13 protein-coding genes and 2 pseudogenes are annotated in these 14,412 nt (G+C 58.9%); 6 read left to right on the top strand and 9 right to left on the bottom strand.

Features of this window, described 5'->3' with window-relative positions:
* Positions 1 to 35 precede the first annotated feature (35 nt).
* Complete coding sequence (locus FF098_RS13265) at positions 36 to 1,013, top strand: KpsF/GutQ family sugar-phosphate isomerase (protein ID WP_155141236.1); 978 nt, start codon at positions 36 to 38, stop codon at positions 1,011 to 1,013.
* Here FF098_RS13265 and FF098_RS13260 read toward each other — a convergent pair.
* The 3 genes and pseudogenes from FF098_RS13260 to FF098_RS18090 all read right to left on the bottom strand — a co-directional run.
* On the bottom strand, positions 1,006 to 2,070 hold the full coding sequence (locus tag FF098_RS13260) for an alpha/beta fold hydrolase (RefSeq protein WP_166426522.1): 1,065 nt from the start codon (positions 2,068 to 2,070) through the stop codon (positions 1,006 to 1,008). The two genes, FF098_RS13265 and FF098_RS13260, sit on opposite strands and share 8 nt — an antisense overlap.
* A gap of 67 nt (positions 2,071 to 2,137) precedes the next feature.
* A pseudogene (locus FF098_RS18095) lies at positions 2,138 to 2,590 on the bottom strand (FKBP-type peptidyl-prolyl cis-trans isomerase); the annotation flags it as partial.
* Between the two features lie 33 nt (positions 2,591 to 2,623).
* Positions 2,624 to 3,178: pseudogene (locus FF098_RS18090) on the bottom strand (FKBP-type peptidyl-prolyl cis-trans isomerase); the annotation flags it as partial.
* Positions 3,179 to 3,738: 560 nt separating this feature from the next.
* Between FF098_RS18090 and FF098_RS13250 the strand changes: the two are divergent.
* Complete coding sequence (locus FF098_RS13250) at positions 3,739 to 5,670, top strand: ribonucleoside-diphosphate reductase subunit alpha (RefSeq protein ID WP_155141232.1); 1,932 nt, start codon at positions 3,739 to 3,741, stop codon at positions 5,668 to 5,670.
* Between the two features lie 92 nt (positions 5,671 to 5,762).
* Positions 5,763 to 7,130 carry an ATP-dependent nuclease gene (locus tag FF098_RS13245; RefSeq protein WP_155141231.1) on the top strand — a complete coding sequence of 456 codons (1,368 nt, stop codon included), beginning with the start codon at positions 5,763 to 5,765 and terminating at the stop codon, positions 7,128 to 7,130.
* Positions 7,131 to 7,250: 120 nt separating this feature from the next.
* Here the strand turns inward: FF098_RS13245 and FF098_RS13240 are convergent, their stop codons facing one another.
* From FF098_RS13240 to FF098_RS13225, 4 genes are all read right to left on the bottom strand, one after another.
* On the bottom strand, positions 7,251 to 7,619 hold the full coding sequence (locus tag FF098_RS13240) for a hypothetical protein (protein ID WP_155141230.1): 369 nt from the start codon (positions 7,617 to 7,619) through the stop codon (positions 7,251 to 7,253).
* Positions 7,620 to 7,783: 164 nt separating this feature from the next.
* A complete protein-coding gene (locus tag FF098_RS13235) occupies positions 7,784 to 8,587 on the bottom strand; it encodes a toll/interleukin-1 receptor domain-containing protein (protein ID WP_166426521.1) in 804 nt (267 codons plus the stop codon).
* 579 nt (positions 8,588 to 9,166) lie between these two features.
* Entirely contained in the window at positions 9,167 to 10,213 is a 1,047-nt protein-coding gene (locus tag FF098_RS13230; protein WP_155141228.1) for a Kelch repeat-containing protein, read from the bottom strand.
* 123 nt (positions 10,214 to 10,336) lie between these two features.
* Positions 10,337 to 10,525 (bottom strand): hypothetical protein, encoded by a 189-nt coding sequence (locus tag FF098_RS13225; RefSeq protein ID WP_155141227.1) that lies wholly within the window; start codon positions 10,523 to 10,525, stop codon positions 10,337 to 10,339.
* A gap of 138 nt (positions 10,526 to 10,663) precedes the next feature.
* On the opposite strand from FF098_RS13225, the gene FF098_RS13220 reads away from it, so the two are divergent.
* Both FF098_RS13220 and FF098_RS13215 read left to right on the top strand, forming a co-directional pair.
* A complete protein-coding gene (locus FF098_RS13220) occupies positions 10,664 to 11,149 on the top strand; it encodes a flavodoxin family protein (RefSeq protein ID WP_155141226.1) in 486 nt (161 codons plus the stop codon).
* A 119-nt stretch (positions 11,150 to 11,268) separates the two neighbouring features.
* The gene (locus FF098_RS13215; RefSeq protein ID WP_155141225.1) at positions 11,269 to 11,784 is read left to right on the top strand and encodes a DUF2306 domain-containing protein; all 516 of its coding nucleotides are present in this window, start codon (positions 11,269 to 11,271) and stop codon (positions 11,782 to 11,784) included.
* On the opposite strand, the gene FF098_RS13210 is transcribed toward FF098_RS13215, so the two are convergent.
* Both FF098_RS13210 and pdxH read right to left on the bottom strand, forming a co-directional pair.
* Positions 11,781 to 12,287, bottom strand: a complete 507-nt coding sequence (locus FF098_RS13210; protein WP_166426520.1) for a DUF3429 domain-containing protein — start codon at positions 12,285 to 12,287, stop codon at positions 11,781 to 11,783. The genes FF098_RS13215 and FF098_RS13210 overlap by 4 nt on opposite strands.
* A 154-nt stretch (positions 12,288 to 12,441) precedes the next feature.
* Positions 12,442 to 13,197: a pyridoxamine 5'-phosphate oxidase gene (gene pdxH, locus FF098_RS13205; protein WP_155141223.1), complete on the bottom strand. Its 756-nt coding sequence runs from the start codon at positions 13,195 to 13,197 to the stop codon at positions 12,442 to 12,444.
* A gap of 72 nt (positions 13,198 to 13,269) precedes the next feature.
* On the opposite strand from pdxH, the gene aroC reads away from it, so the two are divergent.
* Positions 13,270 to 14,385 carry a chorismate synthase gene (gene aroC / locus FF098_RS13200; RefSeq protein WP_155141222.1) on the top strand — a complete coding sequence of 372 codons (1,116 nt, stop codon included), beginning with the start codon at positions 13,270 to 13,272 and terminating at the stop codon, positions 14,383 to 14,385.
* Positions 14,386 to 14,412: the final 27 nt, after the last annotated feature.

The following is a 14,412-nucleotide window of genomic DNA, read 5'->3' as shown; positions in this document are numbered from 1 at the left end:
TTCCAGAACATGGCCAAATTCGGGGGCCACCCACAATGTCGCAGTATATAGAAATTGCCAGGTCCGTTGTCGATATCGAAGCCGACGGATTGCGCAGCCTCAGTGACTTGTTGAAGCCCGGTTCGGACAGTTTCCTTGCCACAGAATTCATTCGCGCGGTCGACGGGATCAGGGCCTCCAGAGGCCGCGTCATCGTTACCGGCATGGGAAAATCCGGCCATATCGCCCGCAAGCTCGCGGCGACCCTCGCCTCCACCGGCCAGCCGGCAAGCTATGTCCATCCGGGCGAGGCAAGCCATGGCGACCTCGGAATGATCGGTCGCGAGGACGTGGTAATCGCCCTGTCCAACTCAGGCGAGACACCGGAGCTGCGCGACATCATCGGTTACTGCTCGCGCTTCGACATTCCGCTCATTGCCATCACTTCCGGCCGGGAATCCTCGCTCGCCAAGGCGTCGGATATCGTTCTATTGCTGCCACCCGCGAAAGAGGCCTGTAGCGAAACGCGGGCGCCGACGACCTCGACTACCATGTCGCTCGTCCTCGGCGATGCGCTTGCCGTCACCCTGCTGCGTGAACGCAGTTTCTCTGCGGAGGATTTCCAGACCTATCACCCGGGCGGCAAGCTCGGCGCATCGCTGCGCAAGGTCGCCGACCTGATGTCGGCTCGCTCGGCCCTGCCCCTTTGTGCCCCCGACACGAAGATGGATGAGGTAATCCGGGAAATTTCCAGCCACGGGCTAGGCTGCGTCGGCATTGTGGATGAGGGCGGCCTGCTTGCCGGCGTCATCACCGATGGCGACATTCGTCGCCATGTCAGCAGCAACATGCTGTCAGAAACGGCCCGCAGTGTGATGACGAAAAGTCCGATCACCATAGCACCGGACACGCTTGCCGCCGAGGCGCTTCATATCCTCAGCAGCAAGCATATTACCGCGCTGTTCGTCTGTGTAGAGAAGAAACCGGTCGGCATATTGCATGTGCATGACTGCCTGGCGGCCGGTGTTATCTGACCCCTGGCAAACCGTCCATTGCGCGATAAACCGGCGTGCGTCTTTCCGGTGCCTCGAAATTCAGGCAATGCCGCGCCTCCTCGACATGGATGAGGGTGCAATGCGGCAACCCGTCACGACACAGCGCCGCCGCCGGTTCTGTCTCGACCACTCGGTCATCACCCACCGTGACAAGGATGACCGGCAGGTCGATCCGCCTTGTATAGGACGTATCCGTCAGCAGGTCGCCTGACCGCATCGTCTCCAGCACCCATTGATTGGTCGGGCCGCTCGATACCCGCATCTCCGGATGATGGGCGAACCAGGCATCCTTGGTATGTATGGTCGAAATGTTCGTCCCGCATGGATTATCCTGGGTGATGTCCGGCTGCCATGGCGCCCAGTCATGCTGGCCGGGGGCATAGGCCTCGCCTCGCCCCGCCGCGACATTCATCGCCACCATCGACCGGGCAAGCGCAGCCGGCCAAGGCGCGGTATTCACCCGCACTGCCGGGGCAATCAGCACAAGCCCGTCAGCGGCGAGGTCCGGATGGTCCCCCGCTGCCCGCAGGGTCACATGCCCGCCGAAGCTTTCGCCATGGACGATCAGCGGCCCGTTCACCTGCCCCGAGAGAAAGTCCACAAATCCGGCGAGATCATCTGCGTAAACACCGTAATCTTGGACCCAGGGCTTCTCCGGATTGCTCAGCATACGGTCAGACCTGCCCTGGCCGCGCAGGTCTAGCCCGGCAACGTCATAACCCTCGGCCATCAGCTCGGCGAAGATCTGCCCGTAGATATCGAGAGTCCCGGCATAGCCCGGCACCAGCAGCACAGTGGCCTTGGCTCGCCCCGCACCCTGCTGCGCCAGCCCCCAACGCAATTTCGTGCCGTCCGCCGCTTCCCAGCGGTCAAACTTCCAGCCCGCAGGCAGCGGCACCAGATTGTCTTCCAGATAGTCGGCGCTTGCTTCCATATAGGCCGCGTCCAGCTCCCGCGGTTGATAGGGCGCCGGTGTGCCGGCACAGCCGACCGCGAAAAGGGCAATGGAGAACAGTCCGGGAAGAAAATGCTTCATCTCCGAATGGATAAAGAAAAGGCGGCTTCCGGAAAAGCCGCCTCTGCATATCATGTTGTATAGCTGACTATTCGCCTGCCGGCTCGTCCGGCGTGGCCGGTGGCTCCTTCACGTCGATCAGCTCGACATCGAAGACCAGCAATTCGTTCGGGCCGATCCGGCCATTGCCGTCCTTGCCATAGGCGAGCGCGGGCGGAATATAGAAGCGATAGGTATCGCCCTCGCTCATCAGCTGCAGGCCTTCGGTCCAGCCAGCGATGACGCGGTTGAGCGGAAACTCGATCGTCTCGCCGCGATCATAGGAGGAATCGAACACCGTGCCGTCCAGCAGCGTGCCGCGATAATGCACCTCGACGATATCGGTCGCATCCGGCGACTCCGTACCATCGCCTTTCTCGACCACTTCATATTGCAGGCCCGACTCGGTGGCCATCACGCCTTCTTCGGCGGCGTTCTCGGCGAGGAAAGTCTCGGCCTCGGCGGCCTTTTCCTCGACCAGTGCATCGTATTTCTGTTGCAGTTCATCGACAGTCGTCACGTCCAGCAGCTCGACCTCGAAGATCACCGCCTCGTTGGGGCCGATCTCGCCATCGGGCGTGCCTGCGGGGCCAAAGGCCAGCGCCGGCGGGATGACGATCTCCGCCTTGCCGCCTTCCTGCATCGTTTTCACGCCCTCGCGCAGGCCGGTCATGAACACGCCGAGGGATTCCATCACCGGCTCGTCACGCTCGACGGACGAATCGAACACTTCGCCATCTGCATGTCTGGCGGTGTAGTGCATCGTCACGTAATCTTCCTCGGTCGGCGAGGCACCCTCGCCTTCGACAAGTGTGCGCACCTGGACGCCCGACTGGGTGACGGTCACGCCATCCCGCTCGGCATTCTCTGCGAGGAAAGCGTTCGCTTCTTCCAGCCCTGCCGCCGCGGCAGCCTCTCGCTCGGCGTCGGTCTGCCCGCTCCCGTCCTGCCCGGTCATGGCCTCCGGGTTCGGCACTTCGGCCAGCTGTTCTTCAGCGTCAGTCTCGGCCACATCCTCTTCGGCATTGTCGCCACAGGCGGCCAGCGCCACGACGCACACCCCGGCCAGTAACAGCTCTCTGAATGACATTAGTCTCGCTCCTCTCGGGAAATGAATATCGCTTGCGGCCCCTCGATAGGGGGGCGCGCCCCCGCGGCACAATATGGGGTATCTGCCGGCCCCGTCATCCGGCAATTTCTGAAACCTCTGTCATAAAGACAGGCGGGCACGGGGATTCGTTCCGGCCTTCACGTGCCGGCGCTAACCTCGTGCTAACCATTGGGGAAAAATAGCGCCCGCCCGACATGCACGACGTGCGTGAAAATCCGCATCCGAAACGATAGTCAAAAGCCTCGAAACAAGGTTAACGAGGCGCATGCAGTGCGCCGCCGTTAACCCCCTGTTAGTAAAAAAGCGATTCGTTCCGGCCAACTGCATATTGACGAAGCAGGCCCTTACCAGCACTATATGTTGTGTCAGCGAGGGCGCTGGCATCAATCTGGTGATAGAGGCAAAAGCGGGCCGGTGGCGAGAAAAAGCCATTCCCGGCGCAGGGGGAGATTTGCCGATTGAAACCGGGTTCGCGGGCGGGGCCAAGCCCTTCCGCAACACCTTGAAGAGACAACCGCGTTTAAGGGGAAAGAGCACCAATGTCGCCACTCGATACGATCAACGCCGCCGCAAAAATCGCCGAAACCGTCGCGAAAGCGGGCGAGCATGCAGAACAGCAGGCGAAGAAGTCCGGCGGCCGCCCTTCCCAGCGCCCGGCCCTGAAACTCGTGCGCGATGTCGTCGTCGACCATTCCCGCGACGCGCTGCTGACCGATTTCGGCAAGAAGACCATGGACGACCGCTACCTGCTCGAGGGCGAGTCGTACCAGGACATGTTCGCCCGCGTCGCCACGGCCTATGCCGATGATGCCGACCACGCCCAGCGCATCTACGACTACATCTCCCAGCTCTGGTTCATGCCGGCGACCCCTGTCCTGTCCAATGGCGGCGCCGATCGCGGCCTGCCGATCTCCTGCTTCCTCAACTCGGTCAATGATTCGCTCGACGGCATTGTCGGCACCTGGAACGAGAATGTCTGGCTCGCCTCCAATGGCGGCGGCATCGGCACATACTGGGGCGGCGTGCGCTCCATCGGCGAGAAGGTGAAGGGCTCCGGCGCCACCTCCGGCATCATCCCGTTCATCCGCGTGATGGATTCGCTCACCCTCGCTATCTCCCAGGGCTCCCTGCGCCGCGGTTCCGCCGCCTGCTATCTCGATGTCCACCACCCGGAAATCGAGGAATTCCTGGAAATCCGCAAACCGTCCGGCGACTTCAACCGCAAGTCCCTGAACCTGCACCATGGCCTGAACATCACCGACGAGTTCATGCAGGCTGTCGCCGCCGACGAGGAATTCGGCCTGCGCTCGCCGAAGACCAACGAGGTCATCCGCACCATCAACGCCCGCAAGCTGTGGCAGAAGATCCTCGAGATCCGCCTGCAGACCGGCGAGCCCTACCTCGTCTTCTCCGACACCGTGAACCGCCAGATGCCCAAGCACCAGCGCGACCTGGGGCTGAAGGTCTCGACCTCGAACCTGTGCTCGGAAATCATGCTGCACACCGGCAACGACCATCTCGGCAATGAGCGCACCGCCGTGTGCTGCCTGTCCTCCATCAACGCCGTCAAATATGACGAGTGGAAGGACGAGCCGATGTTCGTCGAAGACGTCATGCGCTTCCTCGACAATGTGCTGGAAGACTTCATCCAGCGCGCCCCGCCGGAAATGGCAAAGGCCGTGTACTCGGCAAAACGCGAGCGCTCCGTCGGCCTCGGCATGATGGGCTTCCACACCTTCCTGCAGGATCGCGGCATCCCGTTCGAAAGCGCCATGGCCAAGTCGTGGAACAACCGCCTGTTCAAGCATATCCGCATGGGCGCGGACGCCGCCTCGGTCAAGCTCGCCGAGGAAAAAGGCCCCTGCCTCGATGCAGAGGAACGCGGCATCAAGCAGCGCTTCAGCCACAAGATGGCGATCGCGCCGACGGCCTCGATCTCCATCATCTGCGGCGGCGCCAGCCCCTGCATCGAGCCGATCCCAGCCAATGTCTACACCCACAAGACCCTGTCCGGCTCCTTCACGGTCAAGAACGAGGCGTTGAAAGCCCTCCTCGCCGAAAAAGGTCAGGACACGGACGAGACCTGGTCCTCCATCCTCGAAAACGAAGGCTCGGTCCAGCATCTCGATTGCCTGACCCAGGAGGAGAAGGACATCTTCAAGACCGCCTTCGAGATCGACCAGCGCTGGGTCGTCGAGCTCGCCGCCGACCGCGCCCCCTATATCTGCCAGGGCCAGTCGGTCAACGTCTTCCTGCCGGGCGACATCGACAAATGGGACCTGCACATGCTGCACTGGACCGCGTGGGAAAAAGGCGTGAAGAGCCTCTATTACTGCCGCTCCAAATCAGTCCAGCGCGCGGGTTACGCAGGCTCGGCCAACAAGAAGGACGTCGACGCCAGCATCGAGGCAAACCTGAAAGCCGCCGCCGCGAACAAGACCGACTACGAGGAGTGCCTCGCCTGTCAGTAGGTTGAGAAGCTGTAATCGATTAACAAAAAAGAGGGCTATTTCAGCCCTCTTTTTTTGGTTGATAATAGAAGTTTCAAAGATCATATTTAATTATGACATTAAAAAAGCTCACCATTTCTGGTTTTCGCGGATACTCGTCTAGACAAACTATTCCGTTTGCAATTCCGAATGGAAAGGAAGGAAGTGGTATTTCGATCATAGTCGGAGCTAATAACTCTGGCAAATCTACGATCATCGAAGCTTTGCGCGCATATAATGGGTCAACCTCACCCAGTTTTGGCACAAGCGCTCGGTATAAAGGGACATCGCTAGTCAAAATTGAATATCATAAATCAAATGGGGTAGACGTTTTAGAGTCTATCCGAAAAGGTTCGAGTGAGACTCGTCGTTCTAAAAGTGGCGATCCATTAAGGATATTCACCACGCCCTCTCGTCGTCAATTTGCGAGCTATTTTTATAAATCATTTCAAGACAGAGATGAGTACATAAAAAGCGATAGTCTACCAACAACCAGAACATCATCACTATCGAACAACTTCACGGCTAGGCTGTTCAACATCGAAAAAGACCCCAATGATTTCAATGAAGTGTTGGGAGAGATACTTGGCCATATTCCAGATTGGTCAATTGATCTGGGTGAGCAAGGTCAACATTTCTTAAAGTTCAATACTTCTAATCACTTCCACAGCAGTGAAGGGCTAGGGGAAGGGATCGTAAGTCTTTTCGTAATAGCGGACGCTCTCTACGATTCCCAGAAAGGCGATGTGATAGTTATAGACGAGCCCGAGCTATCTTTACATCCTGCATTTCAACGCAGGCTCATGAATGTTTTTAAAAAGTTTGGCCAAGACCGCCAAATAATTATAGCCACACACTCTGTATATTTTGCAGACCCTCAGGCAATTTCAAACGGGGCAAGTTTAATTCGTGTACGAAAGATTAATGGCAAACCAACCGTTTGGTCTTTAAAGGAGAAAACCCGGAAAGCATTCACTTCAATAGCAATAGGAGACAAAAACAATCCTCACGTATTCGGTTTGGATGCTAGAGAAATTTTCTTTTTAGAAGACAATATTATTTTGTTCGAAGGTCAGGAAGACGTAATACGGTTTCCATATGTTGAAGAAAAAGTCGGAATTAACCTCCAGGGTAATGTCTTTGGCTGGGGGACTGGTGGGGCTGAAAAAATAGAAAAGATATGTGCAGTACTAACAGATTTGGGGTATGAAAAAGTTTGTGGAATACTCGATGGTGATAAATCTCAATTAAAACCCCCTTTAGATTCTGCCTATCCGAAATATTCGTTTTTAATTCTACCTGCAGATGACATCCGCGATAAAGGAGCAATAAAGAAACCGGCAAAAAAGGGGTTGGTAAACAAAAATGGTGTTTTAGATCCGAAACTGATCCAAAAAACGCAAGACCTGATAAATAAGGTGAATGCCTACCTAACTAGTTGATACGCTTGAATTATCGAGTTTCTTACCGTAGCATCCGCGACGTGGGGTGTATCAACCGCAGGGCGATGCACCGCTCTAAAAGCTCGGCCCTCCCGACATCTGGAAAGATCGCCATGGTGCTTACACATAATCCGATAGGGCCTTTTCAAGCTCCTCCACGAACACCGCCAGCTCTTCATCGTCAGTATTCGAATAGATAAAGATATCGACCACATTCGCATCAGGTGAACTGGCGACCATCACCTCCATTGCGTCGCCCACAAGCCTGATCGTGTAAGCCCCCATGGCCGGGGCACGGCTCTTGTGGAACTCAAGATCGTGTACGCGGCTGAAGTTTTCGAGATCCGCCGTAAGCGCATCCACCTCGCCCGGCATCACCTCCACCTTGTAGCTGACAAGAGGCTGTCGCGTTTCGGTGGACACGATTTCGGAACATGCGCCGGTGAGGGTTACCGCCACCAGGCCAGATACCAAAAGAAGCCGCTTCATATTTCACTGTCCTGTTTAAAGCCTGCCCCTTTGCCAAAGGAAACAGGCCTGCCGAGAAAGATGTCGTTTTATATACGAGAAAACTTTTCGGCGTACCCTTATTGTGGAGAAATCCATAGGTTACCGTCACCTCGGTCCCGGCGGTCTATGGTTCTGCCAGACCGCTAAACCACCTCAAGGACATAGTGATAGTCGTTTTCAGTTTTTCGCCAAAGAAAACCTACGCGAGCCGACTTACGCACTATCAGATTTTTCTTGGTACCCGCTTCCAGTTTCAGCTTTAGGGTATTGGACCGAGCCTCATACTCGATGTCATCCATACCATACCCATAATACTTTACGACCCAGTGCCCGAAATAGATCTTATACTCATTAGCTGAAACCTGGCAGCTCTCCTCTCTTTCCAAAACTATGACGCGTTGATGTTCTCCTTGCGGATCTTCCAGATCGAGATATCCGCCGTCCAGCTGTCGCAGAATAATACCTTGCTCATCTAATGTATTCTTCAGAGTAATGATCGCTTGTGACCATTCACTACCAATATGGTCCTCAAGTGCGTTGTCTATCCGCTCTGCAGCAATTTTTGCTCGCATCGGCATTTCGATTGTATGCATGTCGCCTAGTGTAACGTGTTTTCCAACTTTGATTTCGCCGAAATCACTGCCGCTTACGCGCACCGGCACGAGCCATTTTAGCAGACCGCTATATTGGTCAAGAAACTCTCCAGCCATTTCCAACTCTTTCCACACATAAGAGTCCGAGCGCTTCAACCAAGATGAAGAAACGAAGAGTACGAATGCCTTGGCGCTGAAGATCGCCTCTTTCACCCGCCTTTCCCACATGTCCCCACCTCGAATTGATGCGTGATCCATCCAGACCTCGTGGCCTTGCGCACGCAACGCCTTGACCACCGGCAGAACGCGACCACGATCCTTGTGAGAATAGGAAACGAATATATGTCGAGACATGGTTCTCCCCCTCAAAACCATTCCATAACCCTCTCAACAGTCTATCGCGCAAAGACGGAACCGGCAAACTTATCCCCGCCCCGCGCACCGCCGCCATACTCTTTTCCACGCGCCGGTGAGGACTGGCGCGGAGGGGATGGCTCCCGCCGGTGACCTGCCGGCGGCCCGTCCCATCAGGTTTTCGTCGGCAGTCGAGGGTGTGTACAGCTTTACACCGTCCGGCGGAGCGGTGTTCCGGTCTTTAGCAGGCCGGACGGGAGAGCTGGGTATCGGCCCCGCACCAGATCACCGCCGTGGGAGTGGGCCTTGCCCATACCACTAGATTCTTGAAGGGCACCGCCCCGCTTCCACGGGCCCCCTCGATCCTTTTAACGCCTCGGGCATTTCGCCCGCGGCGATATTGGTGCAGTTTAGTCTCGCCAAGTGCCTGTAAGGCACATTGTGCCTTACAGGCATGGCTGCCCATTGTCGTGCCGTGTTCTGGCTGTCAAGGACGCGGTCGAAGACCGCGCCGCCTCCGGCGGGCATGCTCCTTGACAGCCAGAACACGGTGCGGCACCCGCCGCTAACGAAAGGAACCTACAGCGTCAGCGCCTCGACCAGCGTCGACGTGCTATTGCCGCCCGCCTGCACCGCACCGCCGATGGCATAGAGGGTCTGGCCGATCGACACACCACCAAGCCCATGGCGCGGGGTCAACATGGACGGTCCGGCCTGCCATTCATCCGTTGACGGATCGTAGATCCACACATTCGGATACACCCCGCCGCCATCGGTGAAATATTCCCCGCCCATGGCGACAAGTTTCCCGCCGATAACGGCGGCGGCGAGGCCGCCCTGCCCCCCATGCGGCACTTCCGGCATTGGCGCTGCCGTCCGCCAGCGATCCTCGGCCGTGTCCCACACCTCATGGACACGCACATTGCCGCCCTCGACCGTCCGTCCGCCGACGACATGGACGGCGCCATCCAGCAGCGCCCCGGCGGCGGAGTTGCGCTTCGTCGGTGCCGGTGCCGCTCGCTCCCACCTGCCGGACTTTGCATCCAGCACCAGGTGCCGGTCGCTGTCGGTGTGGTCATTCCAGGTCAGGTTGCTATCGCCCCTCGGCGCGCGCCCGCCGATGACGTGCACATGGCTGCCGACCGTCACGCACACCGTCTCGCCATGGGCCTCCGGCGCGGGCGGGCCCTCTGTCCACGACTCGTTTTCGGCATCGAAGGCAAGTGTCTCGGCCGTGATGGTCCAGTCGAGCCCGCCCGTTCGCGTCAGGAACCCGCCGAGGGACATCAGCCTGCCACCGGCGCTTACAAGATTCGGATGGTGGCGCGCCGACGGCAGCGGTGCTTCCGCGCGCCAGCTTTCCTCGCCCGGTTGCCAACTCACATGCCGGGCCGTCGCCCCGATAATCTCCCCGCCCTCGGCCATGATGCCCCCGGCAAGGTGGATGCGGCCCTGATGGACCGCGGGATAGATTTCCTGCACCGCCAGCGGCAGCGGCGTCACCGCCCGCCATGGCGGGGGCAATGGTTGACCCTCCTGCGCTCTCGCGATCGATCCCATTGCGATCACCGCGCCAGTGCCCGCCAACATCGCGCGGCGGGTCGGCATCGATCTGTCATCAGCCATGATATCCTCCTCGGTTCACACAAGCTTAGACTGGCACGCGATTGCAGGACAACCGGCCAATAAAAAACGCCGCCGGGACAACCCCGTGCGACGCTCCATGTCTTCCGCGATGGCGGAAAATATCTATTCGCAGACTTTCTCGGTCCGGTTCGACCAGGTCGACTTGACCAGCTGGCAGTTTTCTTCCGCCTTGTCGTTCTCAGCCGTCTTCTCCTCAGCGGAGGTCTGGCTGGCCATAGTGTCTTCTGCTGGCGGCGTTGCGCAGGCGGAAAGGGCGAAAAGGCCGGCGGCCAGGGCAATCACGTAATTCATCAATAGCTACTCCACGGTATGAATCGTTCCCGGTCCCATCCTAAAAGAAGGTTTTGCTGCATTGCAACCAAAGCGGCTGGAAATGCGACAAGCGGTCAGGCTGTTGGCGGATGCGGGCTACCGCCCTATCCTGTGTGAATGGCAACACTCCTCATCGTCTGGCATTCGCGCACCGGCGGCACCGAACAGTTGGCCCGCGCTGCCCGCGAGGCGGCAAGCGGCGAATGCGATGTTGCCTTCCTGCGAGCAGAAGAGGCGCAGCCGGAGGACCTCACCGCGGCCGACGGCTATCTCTTCGCCGCGCCGGAAAACCTCGCCGCCCTGTCCGGCGCGATGAAGGAGTTCTTCGACCGCTGCTATTACCCGGTTCTGGGCAAGCTCGAGGGGCGACCCTATGGGCTGATGATCTGCGCCGGGTCGGATGGCGAAAACGCCGTGCGCCAGACGGCCCGCATCGCCACCGGCTGGCGGCTGAAACAGGTGCAGGCACCACTGATCGTCTGTACGCATGCGCAATCACAGGAAGATATCCTCAGCCGGAAGACTATCCCTGATGATGACCTGCAGCGCTGCCGCGAGCTTGGCACTGCGCTGGGTGCCGGGCTGTCGATGGGCGTGTTCTGAGGCATTAGCCTTCGGCTTGAACGATACCAGCAAAAATTTATCCCTTCGCTCTTCACAAACCGCACTGTCGATCATATACTTTGTTTTATAAAGTTCTTTGATCAAACAGGGGGTATGTGATGCAGTGGCCGCCAAACTGGGAAGTGTTTACCGAACTGTCGAACCTGCAGATCCAGTTGCACTGGGCGACGGCGACCATCGCCTTCTTTCTCGGGCTGGTCATCTTTTCCCTGCCCAAGGGCACGGTGCCGCACAAGACGATGGGCGCTATTTATGCCGTGCTGATGATCACCACGGCCATCGCCGCCTTTTTCGTGCGGCGCGGCGATGTCTCGGGTATGGAATACTTCTCGCTAAAAGGCATGACGTGGATCCACCTGTTTGTGCCGCTGACGCTGTTCGGGATCTTCGGCGGGCTGTGGGGCATTCTCGTTCAGAAAGACCGCCGTGCCCACCGCGGCCCGCTCATCGGCAGTTATATCGGGGCGCTGATCATAGCCGGTGCTCTGACCTTCCTGCCGGACCGGCGCATGCGGCTGTTCTTCTTCGGCGAGCCGGAGCGGATTGACGGGCTTGTGGAGAATATGCGTCAGGGCGCATCCTTTCTGGCCGATATCCCCGCATTTTTATTCTAGTAAAGCAGTATACGGATCAGGATTGCGAGCAGCGCCAATTCAAGCATAACGGTCAGCGGGATGCGCACGGCGAGGTACCAGCCCGGCGCGCCCGAACCCTTCTTCGTCGCCATCAGGTCATCGACCAGCAGTACCGGCAATGCAACGGCGATCAGCGCGATGCGCAGTGGATCGATGCTCATCAGGAACACCGGGATCGCCAGCAATAGCGGCGCAACCGCCCCGGCGAGGCTGCGGAAATCCGGCCCCTGATGGCGCATCGCTGCGATGCCCCAGCGCACGCCACCGAAAAAAGCCAGCAGCAACCCGCCATACAGGGAAGCAAGCTGGCGCAACAGAATATCCTCGCCCGGCGGCCGCGCCCAGATGATCACCGCGATAAAGATCAGCGGCAGCGCCCCGGCATAGGCGAGCGCCGCAGCGGCGCCGGTAAGACCTCTCCCTCCCGGGTGAGGAAGGCCGCTATGTTGATTAGTGCTTGTATTCGTTGTCGTCTCGGTCATGATCCCGTTTCCCTTCATGACGTGGCGGGAAATCATCCCTCCTTGGCAGAACGTGAAGACGCAACTGTTCTGCCCATCATGTAAGCGTCACCAGTCAGGGCACCAGTTGCCCTGCCAAGGTGTCGCAGTCTGACTTCAGGAAACGAACGGACGATCAGGGGTAAAGGTTCACGTTCTTCCAGCCGCCACCCTTGACGAGCGTAAACTGCTTGCGGTCATGCAGGCGATAGGGGCGGTTGACCCAGAACTCGATCTCGGTGGGCTGGATCAGGAAGCCATGCCAATTGTCAGGGCGCGGAATGTCGCGGTCCTTGTAGATCGCATCGTAATCCTCGATGCGCCGCTCCAGCGTCTCGCGCTCGTCGAGCACCCGCGACTGGAACGAGGCAATGGCACCGAGTTGCGAACCACGCGAGCGAGAGGCGAAATACTCATCGCTCTCTTCGGCCGACAGCGCCTCCACCGTGCCGCGCACGCGCACCTGTCGGCGGATCGATTTCCAGTGAAAGCACAGCGCAGCCTTGGGCGTGCCTTCCAGCTCCAGCCCCTTCACGCTTTCGGCGTTGGAATAGAAGGTGAAGCCGCGCGCGCCGACATCCTTCAACAACACCATGCGCACATTGGGCATGCCGGAACGGTCGACGGTCGCCAGCGCCATGGCGTTGGGGTCGTTCACTTCATGCTTGCCGGCGAGCGCCAGCCAGCTGCGGAACAGGTCGATGGGGTCCTTCTCGGTGAAGACCTCGCCCTGGTCATCATCGACGGCGAACGCCTCCCCGCCATCCGATGCTTCTATATCGGACTGTGCGTCCGCCTCGCGGGCGTAATCGTCATCGCTCGGCGTTGCCGGAATGATCGCCTCATCCTTGCTGCCGGATTGGCCGCCTGTTTGTTCGTTCTCGTTATCCATACGCGATTACCTCTCCAGCAGGTCTTATACCCGCTTGTCTCCCCACGCAAAGCCCCGCTATACCTCAATCCTATGTCTGACAATACTTTTGGCAAGTTGTTCCGCGTCACGACCTGGGGGGAATCCCACGGGCCGGCCATTGGCTGCGTGATCGACGGCTGCCCACCGAACATCCGGCTCACGCCGGAAATGATCCAGTCTGCGCTGGATACACGCAAGCCCGGCACGTCGAAATACGTCACCCAGCGCAAGGAACCGGACGCTGTCCGCATTCTCTCCGGCGTGTTCGAGGATGACCGCACGAATGGGCCCGTGACCACCGGCACACCGATCTGCCTGATGATCGAGAATGTCGACCAGCGCTCGAAAGACTATTCCGACATCCGCGACAAATACCGTCCTGGCCACGCTGATTACACCTATGAGGCGAAATACGGCGTACGCGACTATCGTGGCGGGGGCAGGTCCTCTGCCCGCGAAACCGCCTCGCGCGTTGCCGCCGGCGCCGTTGCGGCACAGGTTCTCGACCGTCTGTTCGACGGTTCGGTGAAAATCCGTGCAGGGATGGTCCAGATGGGCCCCCACAGGATCGATCGCGACCGCATCGACTGGGACAGCGTCGGCAACAACCCTTTCTGGTGCCCTGACCCTGTCGCGGCAAAGGAATGGGAAGGCATCCTCGACCAGGCACGCAAGGACGGCTCGTCCATGGGCGCAATGATCGAGGTAGTGGCACAGGGTGTCCCTCCCGGCCTCGGTGCGCCGGTCTATGGCAAGCTCGATACAGAGCTTGCCGCCGCGATGATGTCAATAAATGCCGTAAAAGGTGTCGAGATCGGCGAAGGCATGAACGCCGCTGCCCTGTCCGGCATCGAGAATGCCGACGAGATGCGCGCTGGCGACCCGGCGGACAATGCCAACCGCCCGCGCTTCCTGTCGAACCATGCAGGTGGCATCCTTGGCGGCATTTCATCCGGTCAGGACATCGTCGTAAGGTTCGCTGTCAAGCCGACCTCCTCCATCCTGACGCCGCGCAAGACGGTAACTCGCACCGGCGAGGAGACGGAGATCGTCACCAAGGGCCGTCACGACCCCTGCGTCGGCATCCGCGCCGTACCCGTCGGCATCGCCATGATGGCCTGCACCTTGGCCGACCACGCCTTGCGGCACCGGGGCCAATGCGGCTAGGGGTGGCTGAACGGAAGACAGCCCTAT

It is taken from the genome of Aquisalinus luteolus (genome assembly GCF_009712425.2).
In the GTDB taxonomy this organism is placed as follows: Bacteria; Pseudomonadota; Alphaproteobacteria; order Caulobacterales; family Parvularculaceae; genus Aquisalinus; species Aquisalinus luteolus.
This window is presented reverse-complemented; position numbering and strand designations above follow the sequence as displayed.

Excerpts from the sequence above, each read along its gene's own strand:
- FF098_RS13225 (WP_155141227.1), bottom strand. The coding sequence starts at position 10,525 with ATGAATTACGTGATTGCCCTGGCCGCCGGCCTTTTCGCCCTTTCCGCC.
- FF098_RS13265 (WP_155141236.1), top strand. The coding sequence starts at position 36 with ATGTCGCAGTATATAGAAATTGCCAGGTCCGTTGTCGATATCGAAGCC.
- FF098_RS13240 (WP_155141230.1), bottom strand. The coding sequence starts at position 7,619 with ATGAAGCGGCTTCTTTTGGTATCTGGCCTGGTGGCGGTAACCCTCACC.
- FF098_RS13260 (WP_166426522.1), bottom strand. The coding sequence starts at position 2,070 with ATGAAGCATTTTCTTCCCGGACTGTTCTCCATTGCCCTTTTCGCGGTC.
- FF098_RS13210 (WP_166426520.1), bottom strand. The coding sequence starts at position 12,287 with ATGACCGAGACGACAACGAATACAAGCACTAATCAACATAGCGGCCTT.
- aroC (WP_155141222.1), top strand. The coding sequence starts at position 13,270 with ATGTCTGACAATACTTTTGGCAAGTTGTTCCGCGTCACGACCTGGGGG.
- pdxH (WP_155141223.1), bottom strand. The coding sequence starts at position 13,197 with ATGGATAACGAGAACGAACAAACAGGCGGCCAATCCGGCAGCAAGGAT.
- FF098_RS13230 (WP_155141228.1), bottom strand. The coding sequence starts at position 10,213 with ATGGCTGATGACAGATCGATGCCGACCCGCCGCGCGATGTTGGCGGGC.
- FF098_RS13215 (WP_155141225.1), top strand. The coding sequence starts at position 11,269 with ATGCAGTGGCCGCCAAACTGGGAAGTGTTTACCGAACTGTCGAACCTG.
- FF098_RS13235 (WP_166426521.1), bottom strand. The coding sequence starts at position 8,587 with ATGTCTCGACATATATTCGTTTCCTATTCTCACAAGGATCGTGGTCGC.
- FF098_RS13245 (WP_155141231.1), top strand. The coding sequence starts at position 5,763 with ATGACATTAAAAAAGCTCACCATTTCTGGTTTTCGCGGATACTCGTCT.
- FF098_RS13250 (WP_155141232.1), top strand. The coding sequence starts at position 3,739 with ATGTCGCCACTCGATACGATCAACGCCGCCGCAAAAATCGCCGAAACC.
- FF098_RS13220 (WP_155141226.1), top strand. The coding sequence starts at position 10,664 with ATGGCAACACTCCTCATCGTCTGGCATTCGCGCACCGGCGGCACCGAA.